We start from the raw sequence: 15,011 nt of genomic DNA on the forward strand, positions 1-15,011 counted from the left end.
CTTCGGCGCGTTCAGGGTGGTCACCACCGGCGGGCTGTCGCAGCCCGTGGTGCAGTCCGGATCGCCACCGCCGCTCACGCTCGCGGTGTTGGTCACGCTGCCACCGGCCGCCGCCGTCGGCGTCACGTTGATCGTGAACACCGTGTTGGCGCCCGCCGCCAGGCCCGAAGCCACCGTGCAGCTCACGTCCTGGCCGCTGATGCTGCAGCCCGGGCCGGCCGAGTTGATGGTCAGACCCGCCGGCACGGTATCGGTCACCGTCGCGTCCGCCGTCGTCGCCGTGCCGGTATTGCTCACCGTCAGCGTGTAGTCATACGCCACGCCCACCACCGCCGTGGCCGGACCGCTCTTGGCGATCTCCAGCTTCGGCGGATTCGCGACCGGACCGATGTCAGCCGTCGTGGTGCCGGTCAGATTGTTCGGCAGTGGCGCGGTTTCCGCGTTGTGCTCCACGCCGGCCACGTTATGGATGACAGTGCCGCCGGGAGCTGACGCATCCACCTGCACGCGGAAGCGCAAACGCACGCCTTCATTGAACTGGAGCAAACCGCCCTGAACGGCATTTGCACCATTGCCGACACGGAACACGACCCGGTTGTTGACGGCGTCGTACTCCGCCTGGTCGTCGCCCGGCGCATCGGTGGATGGGACCGTGTTGCCCGCAATCCCGCGACCGTCATCGTCGACGATGACCAAGGTCCCCGGCACATAGGTGGTATGCGTCGGAATCACGTCCGTCATCACCACGAACGTGGCGCCGTCCTGCCCGGTGTTCTCGAACACGATGGTGTATTCGAGAATGTCTTCTGGCTGCAGCGGCCCACCGGGGTTCGTAATGTTGGTGACGGTTTTCTGCAGCGACGTCACCAGGTCGGGCACATACAGATTCGACACGAAAACAAGGGCGTGCGGGAAATAGGCATCCTGATTGGTGGTGAAGGTCAGGTCGGCACCCGTCGCGCCATTGGCCATGCGCGGTTTGCCGACATTCGCCGGCGTGTTGGAGATGTCCACCAACTTCAGATCGACCGCGAAGTGGTTGACGTAGTCCGGTGACTTCGCGCTGAAGCGCGTGCCCAGACGACTGATGCCGCTGTTCCAGAAGTTGTTGCTCGGGCTCTGCGCATCGCTCAGAGCACCCCCGTCGAGTACGCCGGCACCCGTCAACCGGAACTGGTCCCCCAAAATGTTCTGATCGCCCTCCCAGACCAGGGCCCCCATGTAGGCATCGAAATCGCCACTGACCGGTGTCAGCAGCCCATCGATCGTCACGGTCTGGGTGCCACCGCTGGCCACGTAGCCCGCATTGCCGTCGAAGACCATCAGTCGACGGAATGGCTTGCCGTCATTCTCGTAGAGGACGATCAGCGCCCAGCCGCCATAAAAACCCAAGGGGCTGGTTGTGCCACCGGTAGTTGAGGTCAGGCCGCCCGCGTAGTAGCTGCCGCTGCCGGCACTGCGGACCAGACTGGTGACATCGGCGTGAGCCGTATAGGGACGATTCGCATCGGATTCGCCCTGCCCCATGAAGGTGTTCACATCGGCAGCACTGGCGGTGATCGGCTGATAACTGCCGCTGCCGGGAACACGCAGGTAGATCGTCCCGCGATTGCCGTCGGAATAACCCGCACGACCGCCCCAGTAGAGCCCGGCGGAGAGCACCGTGGATCCGGCCGGCAAGGCCAGGTCGGCACGGGAGGAATTTTCCGGCACACCGAAGGGCAGCGCGGCACCATCGATGTTGACGTAAACCATCTGCCGACTGGCGTTGCCGCCATCGGTCGTGCCGGCCTGTTGGCTGGCGCAGCCGGTACCACTGCAGGTCAACAGCGCGTTGCCGACCATCTCCACGTCGCCCCTGACGTTGAAGCTGTGTCGCTGCGCAAGCTGCGCATGCGCCATGAACGGCATCAGTGCCAGCACGAACGCGAACATCGCCGCGAACATGGGCAAGGGCCGCGCCCGTCGCGCACCCGGACTGGCTCGCAGCCCAAACGCCTTCGCAAACGTGCGAATCACGATTCCCGCAGTGCTCAAGTACCCATTCATGGCGCATCCGATTTCTTTTGATCCGAAAGACTCCCGGCGGCGCCTGCACAGGCGAAAACGCACCGGAACTTGCAACGCAGAACACACACGACGCGGATCGCGCCGATGTATGCGGCGCGACGATCCGGATGCGATAGCCCCTGATTGCGGGCGGCAATTTAGACAACAATGGCGTGCAATACACGCACGCAAACTCACCTTCCCTGCAATGAAAGGTGAGGTTTCGTGATGTTGGAAATGGCGCCGGGGTTAAGGCAGGAACAGATGTCCCACGCCGCGCACGGTGACAAGCGGCAACTCCTCGCCGGCAACCAGTTGCACTTTGCGGCGCAGCCGATGCACCAGCATCTCGAGGCGGTGCGGGTCGAAGTCGTAGTCATTGCCGCACAGGTGGCCGATGATCGTTTCGCGCTCGACGGCCGTACCCGCAGACTCGGCCAGCAACGTCAGCAGCAGGCGCTCGCCCTTGGACAGCGTGACCTGGGTTCCGGACGGCGACAGCAGCTGCCAGCCCTGCTGCTCCAGGCGCCAGCCCGAAGGCGCCGGTGGAGGCACCGGTTCGGCGGGCGTTGCAACCGGGCCGAGGCGACGCAGCACGCTGCGCAGGGTGGCCGCCAGCACGTTCACGCCAACCGGCTTCGACAGATAGGCATCCGCGCCGCTGTCCAGGCCCTGCACCCGATCCTCGGCACCGGATCGGCCGGTCAGCAGCACGATGCCGACGTCGCCCAGCTTGCGCAGATGGTTCAACACGTCGAAGCCGCTTTCATCCGGCAAACCGATGTCGACCACGAACATGTCGTAAGAACGCAGGCTCAGCTTGCGATACAGGGCCATCGCACTTTCCGCACCCTCGGCATCGAACCCCTCCTTCCTCAGGCCGGGAACGAGGATGCGATCGCGCAGCTCATCGTCGTCCTCGACGACCATCACGGAGGGCTTGCCTGTCTTCGTCTGCATGCGGATCCGGTGGATAGGCGGCATGGTGAAAGCCTATTCTAGGTTTTTTGCCGGTCGGACACCCCGGCTTGGCCAGCGGGATGCGGACGAGGACGGAGCGAGCCGTGCGCACCGCCCACCATCGCGAGATACTGACACCATGCCGCTGCCCCGCAACGCTGCCATCGTGCTGATCGTGACCGGGCTTTGCCTGCTCGCGCTGAGCCACTACCACTACGGGCTGGTGGCGCAGCAGGGGCTGCTGATCGGCATCGTGCCGCTGCTGTTCGCAGGTCTGTTGCTCGGCCGCAGCGGCCTGTGGGCCACGTTCGGCGCCTATTTCCTGATCCTGCTGCTGGGTGCCTGGGTCGACCACCGCAATGGCGCCTCCAACGTCGCCATGCGGGGCGAGGAGCTGTTCAACCTGCTTCAGTCGGCCCTGGGTTACGCGATCGTGACCCTGATCCTGGACCGGCTGATCCTGAAGTCCGATGTCAGCCGCCAGCGCAGCCGCGAGCTGGCACTGCTGTATCGCCAACTGGAAGCGGAAGTGGAGGAAAAAGAGCGCTCGCGGGCAAAGCTGATCCATTCGCAACGCATGGACGCACTGGGCAAGCTGGCCGGGAACATCTCCCACGATTTCAACAACCTGCTCAGCGTCATCCTGGGCTACGCCAGTCAGAGCGATCACGTTGCCGATCCGCGGACGCGTCTGGATGGCATCGCCGCCGCAACCCGCCGCGGCAAGCAGTTGACCGACAAACTGATGACGCTGGCACGGGCGACCCCACCCAGGCTCGAGACGTTCGATGCAAACCAGGTCCTGGCCGAATTGCTGCCGATGATCGAGTCGATGCTCGGCAAGCGGGTTCGCGTGGCGGCGACGCTGTGTCCGCAGGCGGCGCCGATCCACATGGACCTGGCCGAGTTCGAGGCCTGCGTGCTCAATATCGCCAAGAACGCAGGCGACGCGATCGCCGGAGAAGGCGGCTTCGGCATCGAAAGCCGGATTGTCGACGGCGACTTCGTGCTGCGCCTCACCGATGACGGCTGCGGCATGTCAGATGAGGTCAGCGCACGCGTGTTCGACCCGTTCTTCACCACCAAGCCTGCACAACAAGGCACCGGCATCGGCCTGTCCGTGGTCTACCGCACCATCACCGAATCCGGCGGCCATATCGACGTGGACAGCACGCCGGAGCAAGGGACCTGCTTCACCCTGCGCCTGCCGCTGCAGACCACAGGCGGGAACCCGGCGGGCTGACTCAGTCGACCGGCCCTGCACCGGATCGGCGCAGGCGCGCGAGCAGGGCATCGTCCACCCCGGGCACGTCCTGTTCACGGGTGATCCGCAGCACTGCCAGCAGGCTCGCCAGGCTCACCGCCAACCAGATCCATTGGTGCCTGTACCAAGGTCGCGGACGACTCAGCTGCAGCGTGGCCGAAGGCGACCATGGCCCACCCACCACCCGCGCCTGTACTTCGAATATCAGCTGTCCCCATGGCACCACCGGCAGCAACAGGCTGCGGTTGGTGCCGGCGTCAATCCAATCGCCCACGTCATCGAGGCCGGTCAAACGGTAGCGGAAGCGGACCTTGCCGGAATTGTGCAGGGCGATCGCACCGTAGCGGATTTCCAGATTGGTGGCGCTGACGCCGAGCTCGCCCGGCCGTGACACATCCAGCGCATTCCCCGACACCGCGACATGATCGATGTATGCCGCAGGCACGGCACTGCCGACCCAGTCGCTCAACTGCGCGGGGGTGATGCGTGCCACACCGGTCATCATCGCGAACCACAGCTGCCCTGCGCCGTCATCCGCGCAAGGCGGCACCGGGCTGCCATTGAACTCGGACGGATCCAGGCCATCCTGGGCGGTCAGGCTGCGCATGAGCGGCCCATCGTCACCGATGTTCCGATCCAGCAGCAGGCCGATACCGCGGTTGCCGGCCAACCACAGACGGCCGCGTTCGCCGGGCAGGATGCAGGACACGGTGTCGTCGAACAGACCGTTGGCCTCGGTGTACTGCTGCACCTTGCCGTTCTCGATCCGGATCAGCCCATGACCGTAGCTGCCGATCCACAACACGCCATCGGCATCTTCATGGAGAGCGCGGAAGAAGCGTCCGTTGATGCCCTGCGCGGGAGTCCAGCGCTCGACCACGTCGCCGTCGACCACCCGGAACGCACCATGATCACCCACCACCCACACACCCCCGGCACGCGCGTCGACGATGCGCTTGACTTCCATGCCAGCCAGTTCGTCCACCTGCTCGACACCCGCCAACGCACCATCCTCGGTGAAGCGCATGCGGCCGACGAACTGCAGGTTCGCAACCCAGAAGCTGCCGTCACGCATCTTCCAGACAGCGACCTGCCGGGATCGTGGCCAGGCCGCCACGCGCTCGACGCGCCCTCCGACCAGTCGCTCCAGGCTGCCGCCGGACATGCCGATCCACAGCGTTCCGGTGTCCGCATCGTGCACCAGGCTGTGGATGCAGCCCTCATCCACGGTCGCCTCGATCGGCCATGCCCGCTGCCTGCCCTGCGCGTCGACATGCCACAGTGACATGCAGCCCATGGCCACCCACATCCCGCCGGCACCATCTCTCGCCAGTACCCGTCCCGGCGCATCAGGCACCGATGTCGAGCGCAGCAGGCTGACCCGCGAAGGACGCAACATCCACAGCCCGTTGCCGGGCGTGCCGATCCACAAGGCGCCATCCGCATCCGCCGTCATCGTGGCCGCGAACAATCGCTGCGCGCCTTCCAGCGGCGTCTCGCTGCCATCGTCCGCAAGCCGCCGCGTTCCCTCGACGCCATCGGACAGATACAGCCCCCCGACACCATCGGTCAGCACCCGCGTCTCCCGCGTCAGTCCGCCACGCAGCCATGTCCAGTGCTCGCTGTCGGCATCGAATCGATACAGATCGCCGCCGTTCAACACCATCCACGCGGAGTCTCCGAGCGCCACCATCGAAGACACCATGTGATGCCCTTCCGGCAACGCGATCGTCTCCAGCTTGCCGTCCGACAAACGTCGCAATCCCGACACGCCAGCCACCAGCACCTTGCTGCCGATGTGCACCACCTGACTGAATTGGCCGGGCTGGCCTGGGCCGCGCGCGCGCAAGCTGTCCGGGTCGATGCGGATGACGCCGACCGAGGTCAGTGCCCAGATGTCGCCGCCATCGCCGGAGAACACCCGATCGACCATGCAGCTGCCGCCACAGATGGGAAGGTGGCGGAAACGGCCATGTTCGTGGACGCTGACGCCCGCGTCCTCGGTACCGATCCACAGGCGTTGCCGCGCATCCTCGTGCAGCGACACGATGCGTCGGCTGGACGGCCCACTGTCGCTGCCATCCGAGCGGAACGTCCGGAACTCGTGGCCGTCGAAACGGGCCAACCCGCCGAACGTGCTGATCCAGAGAAATCCGTCCTGCGTGCGCAACACGCCGTTCGCGGCAAGTTGCGGCAATTCATGCTCCAGACCGTAGTGGCGCAGCACCGGCGGTGAATGCACGGCCAGCGAATCCCCGCTCATGTGCGTGGCGGTGGCGGTGGCAACCGGCAACGCAGCCAGCAGCCACCCCAGCAGCATCGCCCACCCTCGGGCCGCAGGGCGGCTCCTCGTTGTCGTCATCGCCTCCTGGGCCTGCATCAGCGATTCCGGCATGTCTCGCTCACTCACCGGATCTCAAACAGCGCGCCAGGCCAGCGTGGCGATGCGGCCAGTGCGGCCGCTGCCCTGCTGCGTGCTGCGACGGTGCGAGAAGAAGGCCTGCGGCTCGCCGATGGTGCAGCGCGTGCCGCCGTGGATCGCGTGGGCGGGCAGGCCGGCGGCGCTCAGCCGCTGCCGCGCCAGTGCGTACAGATCGATGCGCCAATGGCCGGGCCGGGTCGGCTGGAACGCGGCGTCGGCAGCCGAGTCCACCGCAAGGAAGGCGTCGCGCACTTCGACACCGATTTCATAGGCCTCGGGGCCGGCGGCCGGGCCGAGCCAGGCCATCAGCTGCGCGGGCGGCGTGCGCATCGCGCCGGCCGTCGCCTCCAGCACGCCGGCAGCCAGCCCGCGCCAGCCGGCATGCGCCACGGCCACCTCGCTGCCGTCGGCGGCGGCCAGCACCACCGGCAGGCAGTCGGCGGTCAGCACCGCCAGCACCACGCCACGCGCGCTGGTGACCGCGGCATCGGCCTCGGGTTCGTCGGCATCGCCGGCCATGTCCGCGGGCGCGTCGGCAAAGCGCTGCACGCCGATGCCATGCACCTGCCGCAGCCAACGCGGCGGCGCGGGCAGCGCCAGCAACGCGCACAGCTGCCGGCGATTGGCGGCCACGGCGGCGGGCGCATCGCCGCAGCGGTTGCCGAGGTTGAAATCTTCGAACGGCGGCGCCGACACGCCTGCGCCATGGCGCAGGGTGGTGACCGCCTGCACGCCGGGCGGCGCCGGCCAATCGGCGGCGATCCATGGCTGCGCGTGGTTCGGCATTTCAACCACGCGTGCTGGCGGCGTGCTCGGCCGCATCGCTGCGCAGCAATGTCATCAGCCGCTGCATGTCCTCGGGCACCGGCGCGGAAACTTCCAGCTGCTCGCCGCTGATCGGATGCTCGAACGCCAGCACCTCGGCATGCAGGGCCTGGCGCTTGAAGCCGCGCAGTGCCTCGGTCAGCGCATCGCCGGCGCCCTTGGGCAGGCGCAGCGGCCCGCCGTACAGCGGGTCACCGACGATCGGGTGCTTCAGGTGCTGCATGTGCACGCGGATCTGGTGGGTACGCCCGGTTTCCAGCCGGCATTCCAGCGCGGTATGCGCGCGGAAACGCTCGCGCAGGCGGTAATGGGTGATCGCCTCGCGCCCGTCTTCGCGCACCGCCATACGGATGCGGTCACGCGGGTGCCGGTCGATGGCGGCGTCGGCGGTGCCGCCGGAAACCAGCGCGCCGACCACGATCGCGAGGTATTGCCGGTGCACGTCGCGCTCGGACAGCATCTCCACCAGCCGCGTGTGTGCCGGCAGGCTGCGCGCCACCACCATCACTCCGGAGGTGTCCTTGTCCAAGCGGTGCACGATCCCGGCCCGCGGCAGGCTGGCCAGCGCGGCATCGAAGTTCAGCAGCGCATTGACCAGGGTCCCGTCCGGATTGCCGGCGCCGGGGTGCACCACCAGCCCGGCCGGCTTGTCGATCACCAGCAGGTGCTCGTCGGCAAACAGCACGTTCAGCGGGATGTCCTGCGGCTGTGCATGGGTCTGCTCTTCCAGCACCACTTGGAGTTGCACCCGCTGGCCGCCATGCACCGGCTCGCGCGGGCGCACCACGCGCCCGTCCAGAAGCGCATCGCCGGACTTGATCCACTCGGCCAGCCGCGAGCGCGAAAACTCCGGGAACAGCTCGGCCAGCACCGCGTCGAAGCGCCGTCCGGCGGCTTCGGCGGGCACCTGCGCAGTCAGCGGTTCGGGAGCGTGCGGGTTCTCGGGCATGGCAGTGGTGGCGTTAGCGCCGGGTTCATCCAACAGGACCGGAGGCGGGCCCGGCTTGGGCTATTATCACCGCTTCCGTTGCCCAGCCCTGCCTGCCCATGTCCGCACCTTCGCACGCGCCTCGTCCGCTGCTCCGTTCCCTGATCCTGCTGTTGGCCATCGCCGTCGCCGCCAGCGGCTGTGCCCGTCTGGGCAAGGGCGTCAAGCGCAGCGACAAGAACGAAGGGCTGCCGGTGGAAACGCTGTACGACAAGGCCCACGCCTCGATGCGCAGTGGCAACTACGGCACCGCCGAGGAAACCTTCAAGCGCCTGATCGCGCAGTACCCCTATGGCACCTACGCCGAGCAGGCACTGATGGAAACCGCCTACGCGCAGTACAAGTCGGGCAAGAACGACGACGCGGTTTCCACCATCGACCGTTTCCTGCGCACCTACCCCACCCACCGCAACGTGCCGTACATGTACTACCTGCGCGGCCTGGCGAACCAGGCGCGCAACACGGTATTCCTGCAGCGGGTGTTCTCGCTGGACATGGCCAGCCGCGACCTCGCCGCGCCGATGCAGGCCTACAACGACTTCGGCATCGTCACCGAGCGCTTCGGCAACAGCCGTTATGCCGACGACGCCCGCCAGCGCATGGTCTTCCTGCGCAACCAGTTCGCCCGTCACGAGCTGAATACCGCGGTCTATTACCTGCGCCGCAGCGCCTGGGTCGCCGCCGCCGACCGTGCCAAGTACCTGCTGGAAACCTATCCGCAAAGCGAATACCAGAACGATGCGGTGGCGATCCTGGCCGAAACCTATACCCGCCTCGGCAACCAGGTGCTGGCCGAGGACGCCAAGCGCGTGCTGGCACAGAACGACGCCAGCCATCCCTGGCTGTCCGGCGGCTGGCCAAAGAACCCGTCGATCTTCCAGCGCCTCAATCCGTTCGCCCGCGAGCAGGTACCCGGCGCGCGCGACACCGACTGAGCGCGTGCGCGTCAGCGCGTGAGGTGACACGGGCCGGCGTCAGTCGATGCCGAGCTTCTTCAGCTTGTAGCGCAGCGCGCGGAAGGTGATGCCCAGCTGCGCAGCGGTCTTGGTCTTGTTGTAGCGGTTGGCGATCAACGCCTGCTCGATCACCGCCCGCTCCATCTGTTCGATCGCCTCGGGCAGTGGCGCGTCGATGTCGATTTCCGGCAATTCGCCGACGCCTGGCGCGCTTGCGGCCGGTGCTGGTGCAGGTGCCGTGGCGGGCACGGCCGCCGGTTCGCCATTGCGCGCCGGCGGCAACGGCGGAGGCTGTTGCGGCAGGCGCAGGTCGTCGGCGCCGATCACCGTGCCCTCGGCCAGCGCCATCGCGCGCTCCAGCATGTTTTCCAGTTCACGCACATTGCCGGGGAACGGATACGCCGCCAGCGCCTTGCGCGCGGACTCGCCGAGCTTGGGCGTGGCCACTTCCAGACTGCGCGCGAGACGGGCCAGGATGCCATCGGCCAGCGGCCAGATGTCGTCGCCGCGCTCGCGCAGCGGGGGCAACGGCAATTCGATCACGTTGATGCGGTAGTAGAGGTCATGGCGGAACACGCCCTCCTCCACCAGCTGCGCCAGGTTCTTGTGCGTGGCCGAGAGGATGCGCACGTCCACGTCCACTTCCGCCGCGGCGCCGACCGGACGCACGCGCTTTTCCTGGATGGCGCGCAGCAGCTTGACCTGCATCGGCAACGGCAACTCGGCGACCTCGTCAAGGAACAGGGTGCCGCCATTGGCCGCCTGGAACAGTCCGGTCTTGTCGGCATGCGCGCCGGTGAAGCTGCCCTTCTTGTGGCCGAAGAACTCGCTCTCCATCAGTTCGGCGGGGATCGCGCCGCAGTTGACCGGCACGAACGCGCCGGAAGCACGCGGGCTGAGTTCATGGATGCTGCGCGCGGCCAGCTCCTTGCCGGTGCCCGACTCGCCGCTGATATGCACCGGGGCCTGGCTGCGCGCGACCTTGGCGATGGTTTCACGCAGCGTCTGCATCGCTGGCGACTCGCCGATCATGTGCGCCCACGCCGAGCCGCCCTGCACCACGGCGGCGGCATCCGCGGCGCCACCTGCACCCGATGCCGCGGCGCTCGCGGCGGCATCGGCATCGGCATCGGGATGGCGCTCGGAGCGCAGTTTCAAGGCATGCCGCACCAGATCGCGCAGCACCTGCAGGTCCACCGGCTTGGCGACGAAGTCGAAGGCGCCGGCGCGCAGTGCCTCGACCGCGGCCTCGACGTTGCCGAACGCGGTGATCATCGCCGCCGGGGTCTGCGGGTAATGCTCGGTGATGTGCGCCAGGATCTCCATGCCGCTGCCGTCGGGCAGGCGCATGTCGGTGAGGCAGAAGTCGAAGGCCTGCGCCGCCAGTTGCTGCTTGGCCGCGCCAACGGTGGCCGCAGTCTCCACCCGCAGGCCCATGCGGCTCAGGGTGACCGCCAGGAGTTCGCGGATGTCGCGTTCGTCATCCACCACCAGGGCACATTGCGCCTCGCTCACATCGTCCCTCGCCTCGGGTTGTCGTCATCGGCCCGAGTTTAACCGTTGGCCCGGGACGCGGCCGCCAACGGCAGACCGAGGCGGAAACAGCTGCCTCGCGCGCGCGGCAGGTATTGCAGGTCGCCGTCATTGGAACGCGCCAGTTCGCGTGCGATGTACAGGCCCAGCCCGGTGCCATGCCCGGAGGTGGTGTAGAACGGGCGGAACAGGCTCTTCTGCCCGCTCTCGCTGATGCCCGGACCATGGTCGATGACATCGACCTGCACCGCCTCGCCCACCTGCTGCAGGCGCAGGATCATTTCCGCGGGCTCGTCCGGCATGCGCCCGTAGTAGCGCGCATTGCTGACCAGCACCATCAGGATCTGGTGCACCTGGCGCGGATCGGCGTGCGCCATCACCACCGTGTCCGGCACGCGCAGGTCGAGGCGATCATTGTCGAGCGGGAAACCGGCCACGTATTCGTCGACGAAATCGCGCAACATCTGGCGGATGTCGAAGATTTCCGGCTGCGTGCGTTCGCGCCTGGCCAGGCTCAGCACGCTTTCGATGATGCCGTTCATGCGCTGGATCTGCTGTTGCACGATGTCCAGCATGCGTCGATCCATCACGTCGAGGTTGCTCGACTCGCGCAGCAGCTGACTGGCGTACTTGATCGCCGACAGCGGGTTGCGGATTTCGTGTGCGAGGCTGGCGGAAAAGCGCCCCAGCGTGGCCAGGGTGATGGTTTCGGCGCGCCGCTCGGCCTGCGAGGTGTCCTCGAGGAACAGCAGGGTTTCATGCTCCTCGGCATTGAGCTCGAGGAAACGCGGCTCGATCTGGCGCAGTTCGCTGCCGAGCATCAGCGGTGGCGATTCATGCTCCCGATTCTCGCGCCAGCGTGTCCACTGGCGGAACAGTTCGGGGGCGACCAGCGCCACCGACTGCCGATCTCCGTCGCCCAATTGCAGCAATTGGCGCGCGGTTTCGTTGAACAGGTCGATGTCGCCATGCTCGTCGATCACCAGCACGCCGGTCGGCAGGCGCATCAGGATCTGCTCGTTCAGGGCCAGCAGGTCGGCGATCTCGTCCTTGCGCATGCGCGCGAAGTGCTCATGCTTGAACAGCTTGTCGCCGATGCGGCTGAGGATCACCGCGATGAACGCCAGCAGCACCGGGAAATACACCGCCAGCACCGGCGGCATGTTGCGCACGCTGAACAACTCGGCGGTGTGTTCGGCCGGCAGCCAGTGGCGATGCAGCAGCAGGGTCAGGGTGCCGAGCAGCGCCATCAGCAGACCGAAGCGCAGGTGGATGAACATCGCCGCGCCGGCAACACTGCTGATCAACAGCATCGCCACCGGCCACACCGCGCCGGGCGCGGCGTACAGCACCACGTTGGCATAGGCAAGATCGAGCGCCGAGCCGAGGAAGAACTGGCCGAGGGTGCGGATGCTGTGGCGGAACGAGAGCAGCACCATCAGCAGCGCGGAGATCACGTAGATCGCACTGGCCACCAGGCCGGTGGCTGCATCCACCACGCTCCATTGCTCAAGGATCGAGCCCAGGCCGATGAAGGCCACCAGGATCGCCGCGCCCTGCACCGCGCGGAACAGCCAGTACAGCCGCAGCTCGTCACCCAGCGCGAAAAATCGGATTGGCGTGTTGTACGGGCGTTGCGGCGACATCCGGACCTCCCCGTGCGGCATGCGTGGCGAGTATAGGCCCCGGACCGTGCCGATCGCGGGATTTTGCCCGCAACCGGGTGATCGGCGACAATATCCGGCGCCCTGCGCCCTGGCGCACGCCCTCTTTTCGTTTCCCACTCCCTGGTGACCCATGAATTTCCACGAATATCAGGCCAAGCAGATGTTCGCCGAGTACGGCGTGAGCGTCCCGGCCGGGCAGGTAGCCCATTCCCCCGACGAAGCCGTGAGCGCGGCCAAGGCCATTGGCGGCGATTTCTGGGTGGTCAAGGCCCAGATCCACGCCGGCGGTCGCGGCAAGGCCGGCGGCGTCAAGCTGTGCAAGACGCTGGATGAGGTCAAGCAGCACGCCAAGGCCATGCTCGGCACCAGGATGGCCACCTACCAGACCGCCGGCGTCGAACTGCCGGTGGACTCGGTACTGGTGACCCAGGCCACCGACATCGACAAGGAGCTGTACCTGTCGGTGCTGGTCGATCGCGCCACGCAGAGCGTCACCTTCATCGCCTCGGCCGAGGGCGGCATGGACATCGAGCAGGTCGCGCGCGAGAAGCCGGACGCGATCAAGACCCTGCACGTGGACTTCGTCGAAGGCCTGCAGCCCTACCAGTGCCGCGACCTCGGCTTCGCCCTGGGCCTGGACGCCAAGCAGGCCGGTCAGCTGACCAGGATCATGACCGGGCTGTTCAAGCTGTTCAACGACAAGGACCTGGCGCTGGTCGAACTGAACCCGCTGGCGATCCTCACCGATGGCTCGCTGGCAGTGCTGGACGGCAAGATCAACTCCGACGACAACGCCAACTTCCGCCATCCCGACCTCGTCGCCATGCGCGACGTGCGCCAGGAAGACGAAACCGAAGTGCTGGCCAGCAAGTACGACCTCAACTACGTGACCATGGACGGCGACATCGGCTGCATGGTCAACGGCGCCGGCCTGGCGATGGCGACCATGGACGTGATCAAGCTCAATGGCGGCGAGCCGGCCAACTTCCTCGATGTCGGCGGCGGCGCCAACAAGGAGAAGGTCACCGAGGCGTTCAAGCTGATCCTGTCCAGCGACAAGGTCAAGGCGATCTTCGTCAACATCTTCGGCGGCATCGTGCGCTGCGACATGATCGCCGAAGGCATCATCGCCGCGGTCAAGGAAGTCGGGGTCAAGGTGCCGGTGATCGTGCGCCTTGAAGGCACCAACGTGGACGCCGGCAAGGAACTGCTGAAGAACTCCGGCCTGGCCATCATCCCGGCTGACGACATCAACGATGGCGCGAAGAAGGCGGTGCACGCCGTCCGCGACGCCGCCTGACCCACCGCTTGAAGGAAGAATCGAAATGGCAGTCTTGATCAACAAGGACACCAAGGTGCTGGTGCAGGGCTTCACCGGCTCGCAAGGCACGTTCCACGCGCAGCAGATGCTCGAATACGGCACCAAGGTCGTGGGTGGCGTGACCCCCGGCAAGGGCGGCAGCGAACACCTCGGCCTGCCGGTGTTCAACACCATGAAGCAGGCGGTGGAAGCCACCGGCGCCGATGCCTCGGTGATCTACGTGCCGCCGCCGTTCGCCGCCGACGCGATCCTGGAAGCCGCCGATGCCGGCATCAAGGTCATCGTCTGCATCACCGAGGGCATCCCGGTGCTGGACATGATGCGGGTGAAGAACGTGCTCAAGGGCCACCCGGACACCGTGCTGGTCGGCCCCAACTGCCCCGGCGTGATCACCCCGGGCGAGTGCAAGATCGGCATCATGCCCGGCCACATCCACAAGCCGGGCAAGGTCGGCATCGTCTCGCGCTCGGGCACGCTGACCTATGAAGCGGTCAAGCAGACCACCGATGCCGGCCTCGGCCAGTCCACCTGCATCGGCATCGGCGGCGACCCGATCAACGGCACCAACTTCATCGATGCGCTGAAGCTGTTCCAGGACGATCCTCAGACCGAAGGCATCATCATGGTCGGCGAGATCGGCGGCAGCGCCGAGGAAGAAGCCGCCGAGTACGTGGCCAAGCACGTGACCAAGCCGGTGGTCGGCTTCATCGCCGGCGCCTCCGCCCCCGAAGGCAAGCGCATGGGCCACGCCGGCGCGATCGCCTCCGGTGGCCAGGGCACCGCGGCGGGCAAGTTCGCGGCGATGGAAAAGGCCGGCATCACCACGGTCAAGTCGCCGGGTGACCTCGGTGCGGCCATCGCCAAGCGCCTCGCCAAGTAAGCCGCGCGCGCACCGCGTTGCCTGCGACGGGCTGCCTTCGGGCAGCCCGTTGCGTTTGCGGCCCCGCGCGGCCGCACCGTGCTCCACTGCGCGATGACCCGTGCGGTGCGATCATGGAGCCATTCCCGAACGCGAAAGCCTGCCCC

The 15,011-nt window shown here is 66.8% G+C and carries 11 protein-coding genes; 4 read left to right on the forward strand and 7 right to left on the reverse strand.

The genetic code is table 11. The features are described 5' to 3' along the window. Both ACW11F_RS09340 and ACW11F_RS09345 read right to left on the reverse strand, forming a co-directional pair. Positions 1-1,935: hypothetical protein (locus ACW11F_RS09340; RefSeq protein ID WP_456996627.1), on the reverse strand; the 1,935-nt coding region annotated here is incomplete at its 3' end. A gap of 363 nt (positions 1,936-2,298) precedes the next feature. Beyond that, positions 2,299-3,009, reverse strand: coding sequence for a response regulator transcription factor (locus ACW11F_RS09345; protein WP_456996628.1), 711 nt, complete (start codon positions 3,007-3,009; stop codon positions 2,299-2,301). Between the two features lie 139 nt (positions 3,010-3,148). Here ACW11F_RS09345 and ACW11F_RS09350 point away from each other — a divergent pair, with 139 nt between their 5' ends. Next, positions 3,149-4,252 (forward strand): sensor histidine kinase, encoded by a 1,104-nt coding sequence (locus tag ACW11F_RS09350; RefSeq protein ID WP_456996629.1) that lies wholly within the window; start codon positions 3,149-3,151, stop codon positions 4,250-4,252. Position 4,253: 1 nt separating this feature from the next. Here ACW11F_RS09350 and ACW11F_RS09355 read toward each other — a convergent pair whose 3' ends face one another. From ACW11F_RS09355 to rluD, 3 genes are read right to left on the reverse strand one after another with little or no spacing between them, the layout of a single operon-like run. After that, positions 4,254-6,668 (reverse strand): ligand-binding sensor domain-containing protein, encoded by a 2,415-nt coding sequence (locus ACW11F_RS09355; protein ID WP_456996630.1) that lies wholly within the window; start codon positions 6,666-6,668, stop codon positions 4,254-4,256. Between the two features lie 21 nt (positions 6,669-6,689). Then, on the reverse strand, positions 6,690-7,481 hold the full coding sequence (gene pgeF / locus ACW11F_RS09360; RefSeq protein WP_456996631.1) for a peptidoglycan editing factor PgeF: 792 nt from the start codon (positions 7,479-7,481) through the stop codon (positions 6,690-6,692). A 1-nt stretch (position 7,482) separates the two neighbouring features. Next, positions 7,483-8,469: a 23S rRNA pseudouridine(1911/1915/1917) synthase RluD gene (gene rluD / locus ACW11F_RS09365; RefSeq protein WP_456996632.1), complete on the reverse strand. Its 987-nt coding sequence runs from the start codon at positions 8,467-8,469 to the stop codon at positions 7,483-7,485. 98 nt (positions 8,470-8,567) lie between these two features. Between rluD and ACW11F_RS09370 the strand changes: the two genes are divergently transcribed. Further along, complete coding sequence (locus tag ACW11F_RS09370) at positions 8,568-9,443, forward strand: outer membrane protein assembly factor BamD (RefSeq protein ID WP_456996633.1); 876 nt, start codon at positions 8,568-8,570, stop codon at positions 9,441-9,443. A gap of 39 nt (positions 9,444-9,482) precedes the next feature. Here ACW11F_RS09370 and ACW11F_RS09375 read toward each other — a convergent pair whose 3' ends face one another. After that, complete coding sequence (locus ACW11F_RS09375; protein ID WP_456996634.1) at positions 9,483-10,979, reverse strand: sigma-54-dependent transcriptional regulator; 1,497 nt, start codon at positions 10,977-10,979, stop codon at positions 9,483-9,485. A 38-nt stretch (positions 10,980-11,017) separates the two neighbouring features. Then, positions 11,018-12,643 (reverse strand): sensor histidine kinase, encoded by a 1,626-nt coding sequence (locus tag ACW11F_RS09380; protein ID WP_456996635.1) that lies wholly within the window; start codon positions 12,641-12,643, stop codon positions 11,018-11,020. Positions 12,644-12,794: 151 nt separating this feature from the next. Between ACW11F_RS09380 and sucC the strand changes: the two genes are divergently transcribed. Continuing rightward, positions 12,795-13,964: an ADP-forming succinate--CoA ligase subunit beta gene (sucC, locus tag ACW11F_RS09385; protein ID WP_456996636.1), complete on the forward strand. Its 1,170-nt coding sequence runs from the start codon at positions 12,795-12,797 to the stop codon at positions 13,962-13,964. 25 nt (positions 13,965-13,989) lie between these two features. Further along, on the forward strand, positions 13,990-14,865 hold the full coding sequence (gene sucD / locus ACW11F_RS09390) for a succinate--CoA ligase subunit alpha (RefSeq protein ID WP_456996637.1): 876 nt from the start codon (positions 13,990-13,992) through the stop codon (positions 14,863-14,865). Positions 14,866-15,011: the final 146 nt, after the last annotated feature.

Source organism: Luteimonas sp. e5, assembly GCF_054031035.1.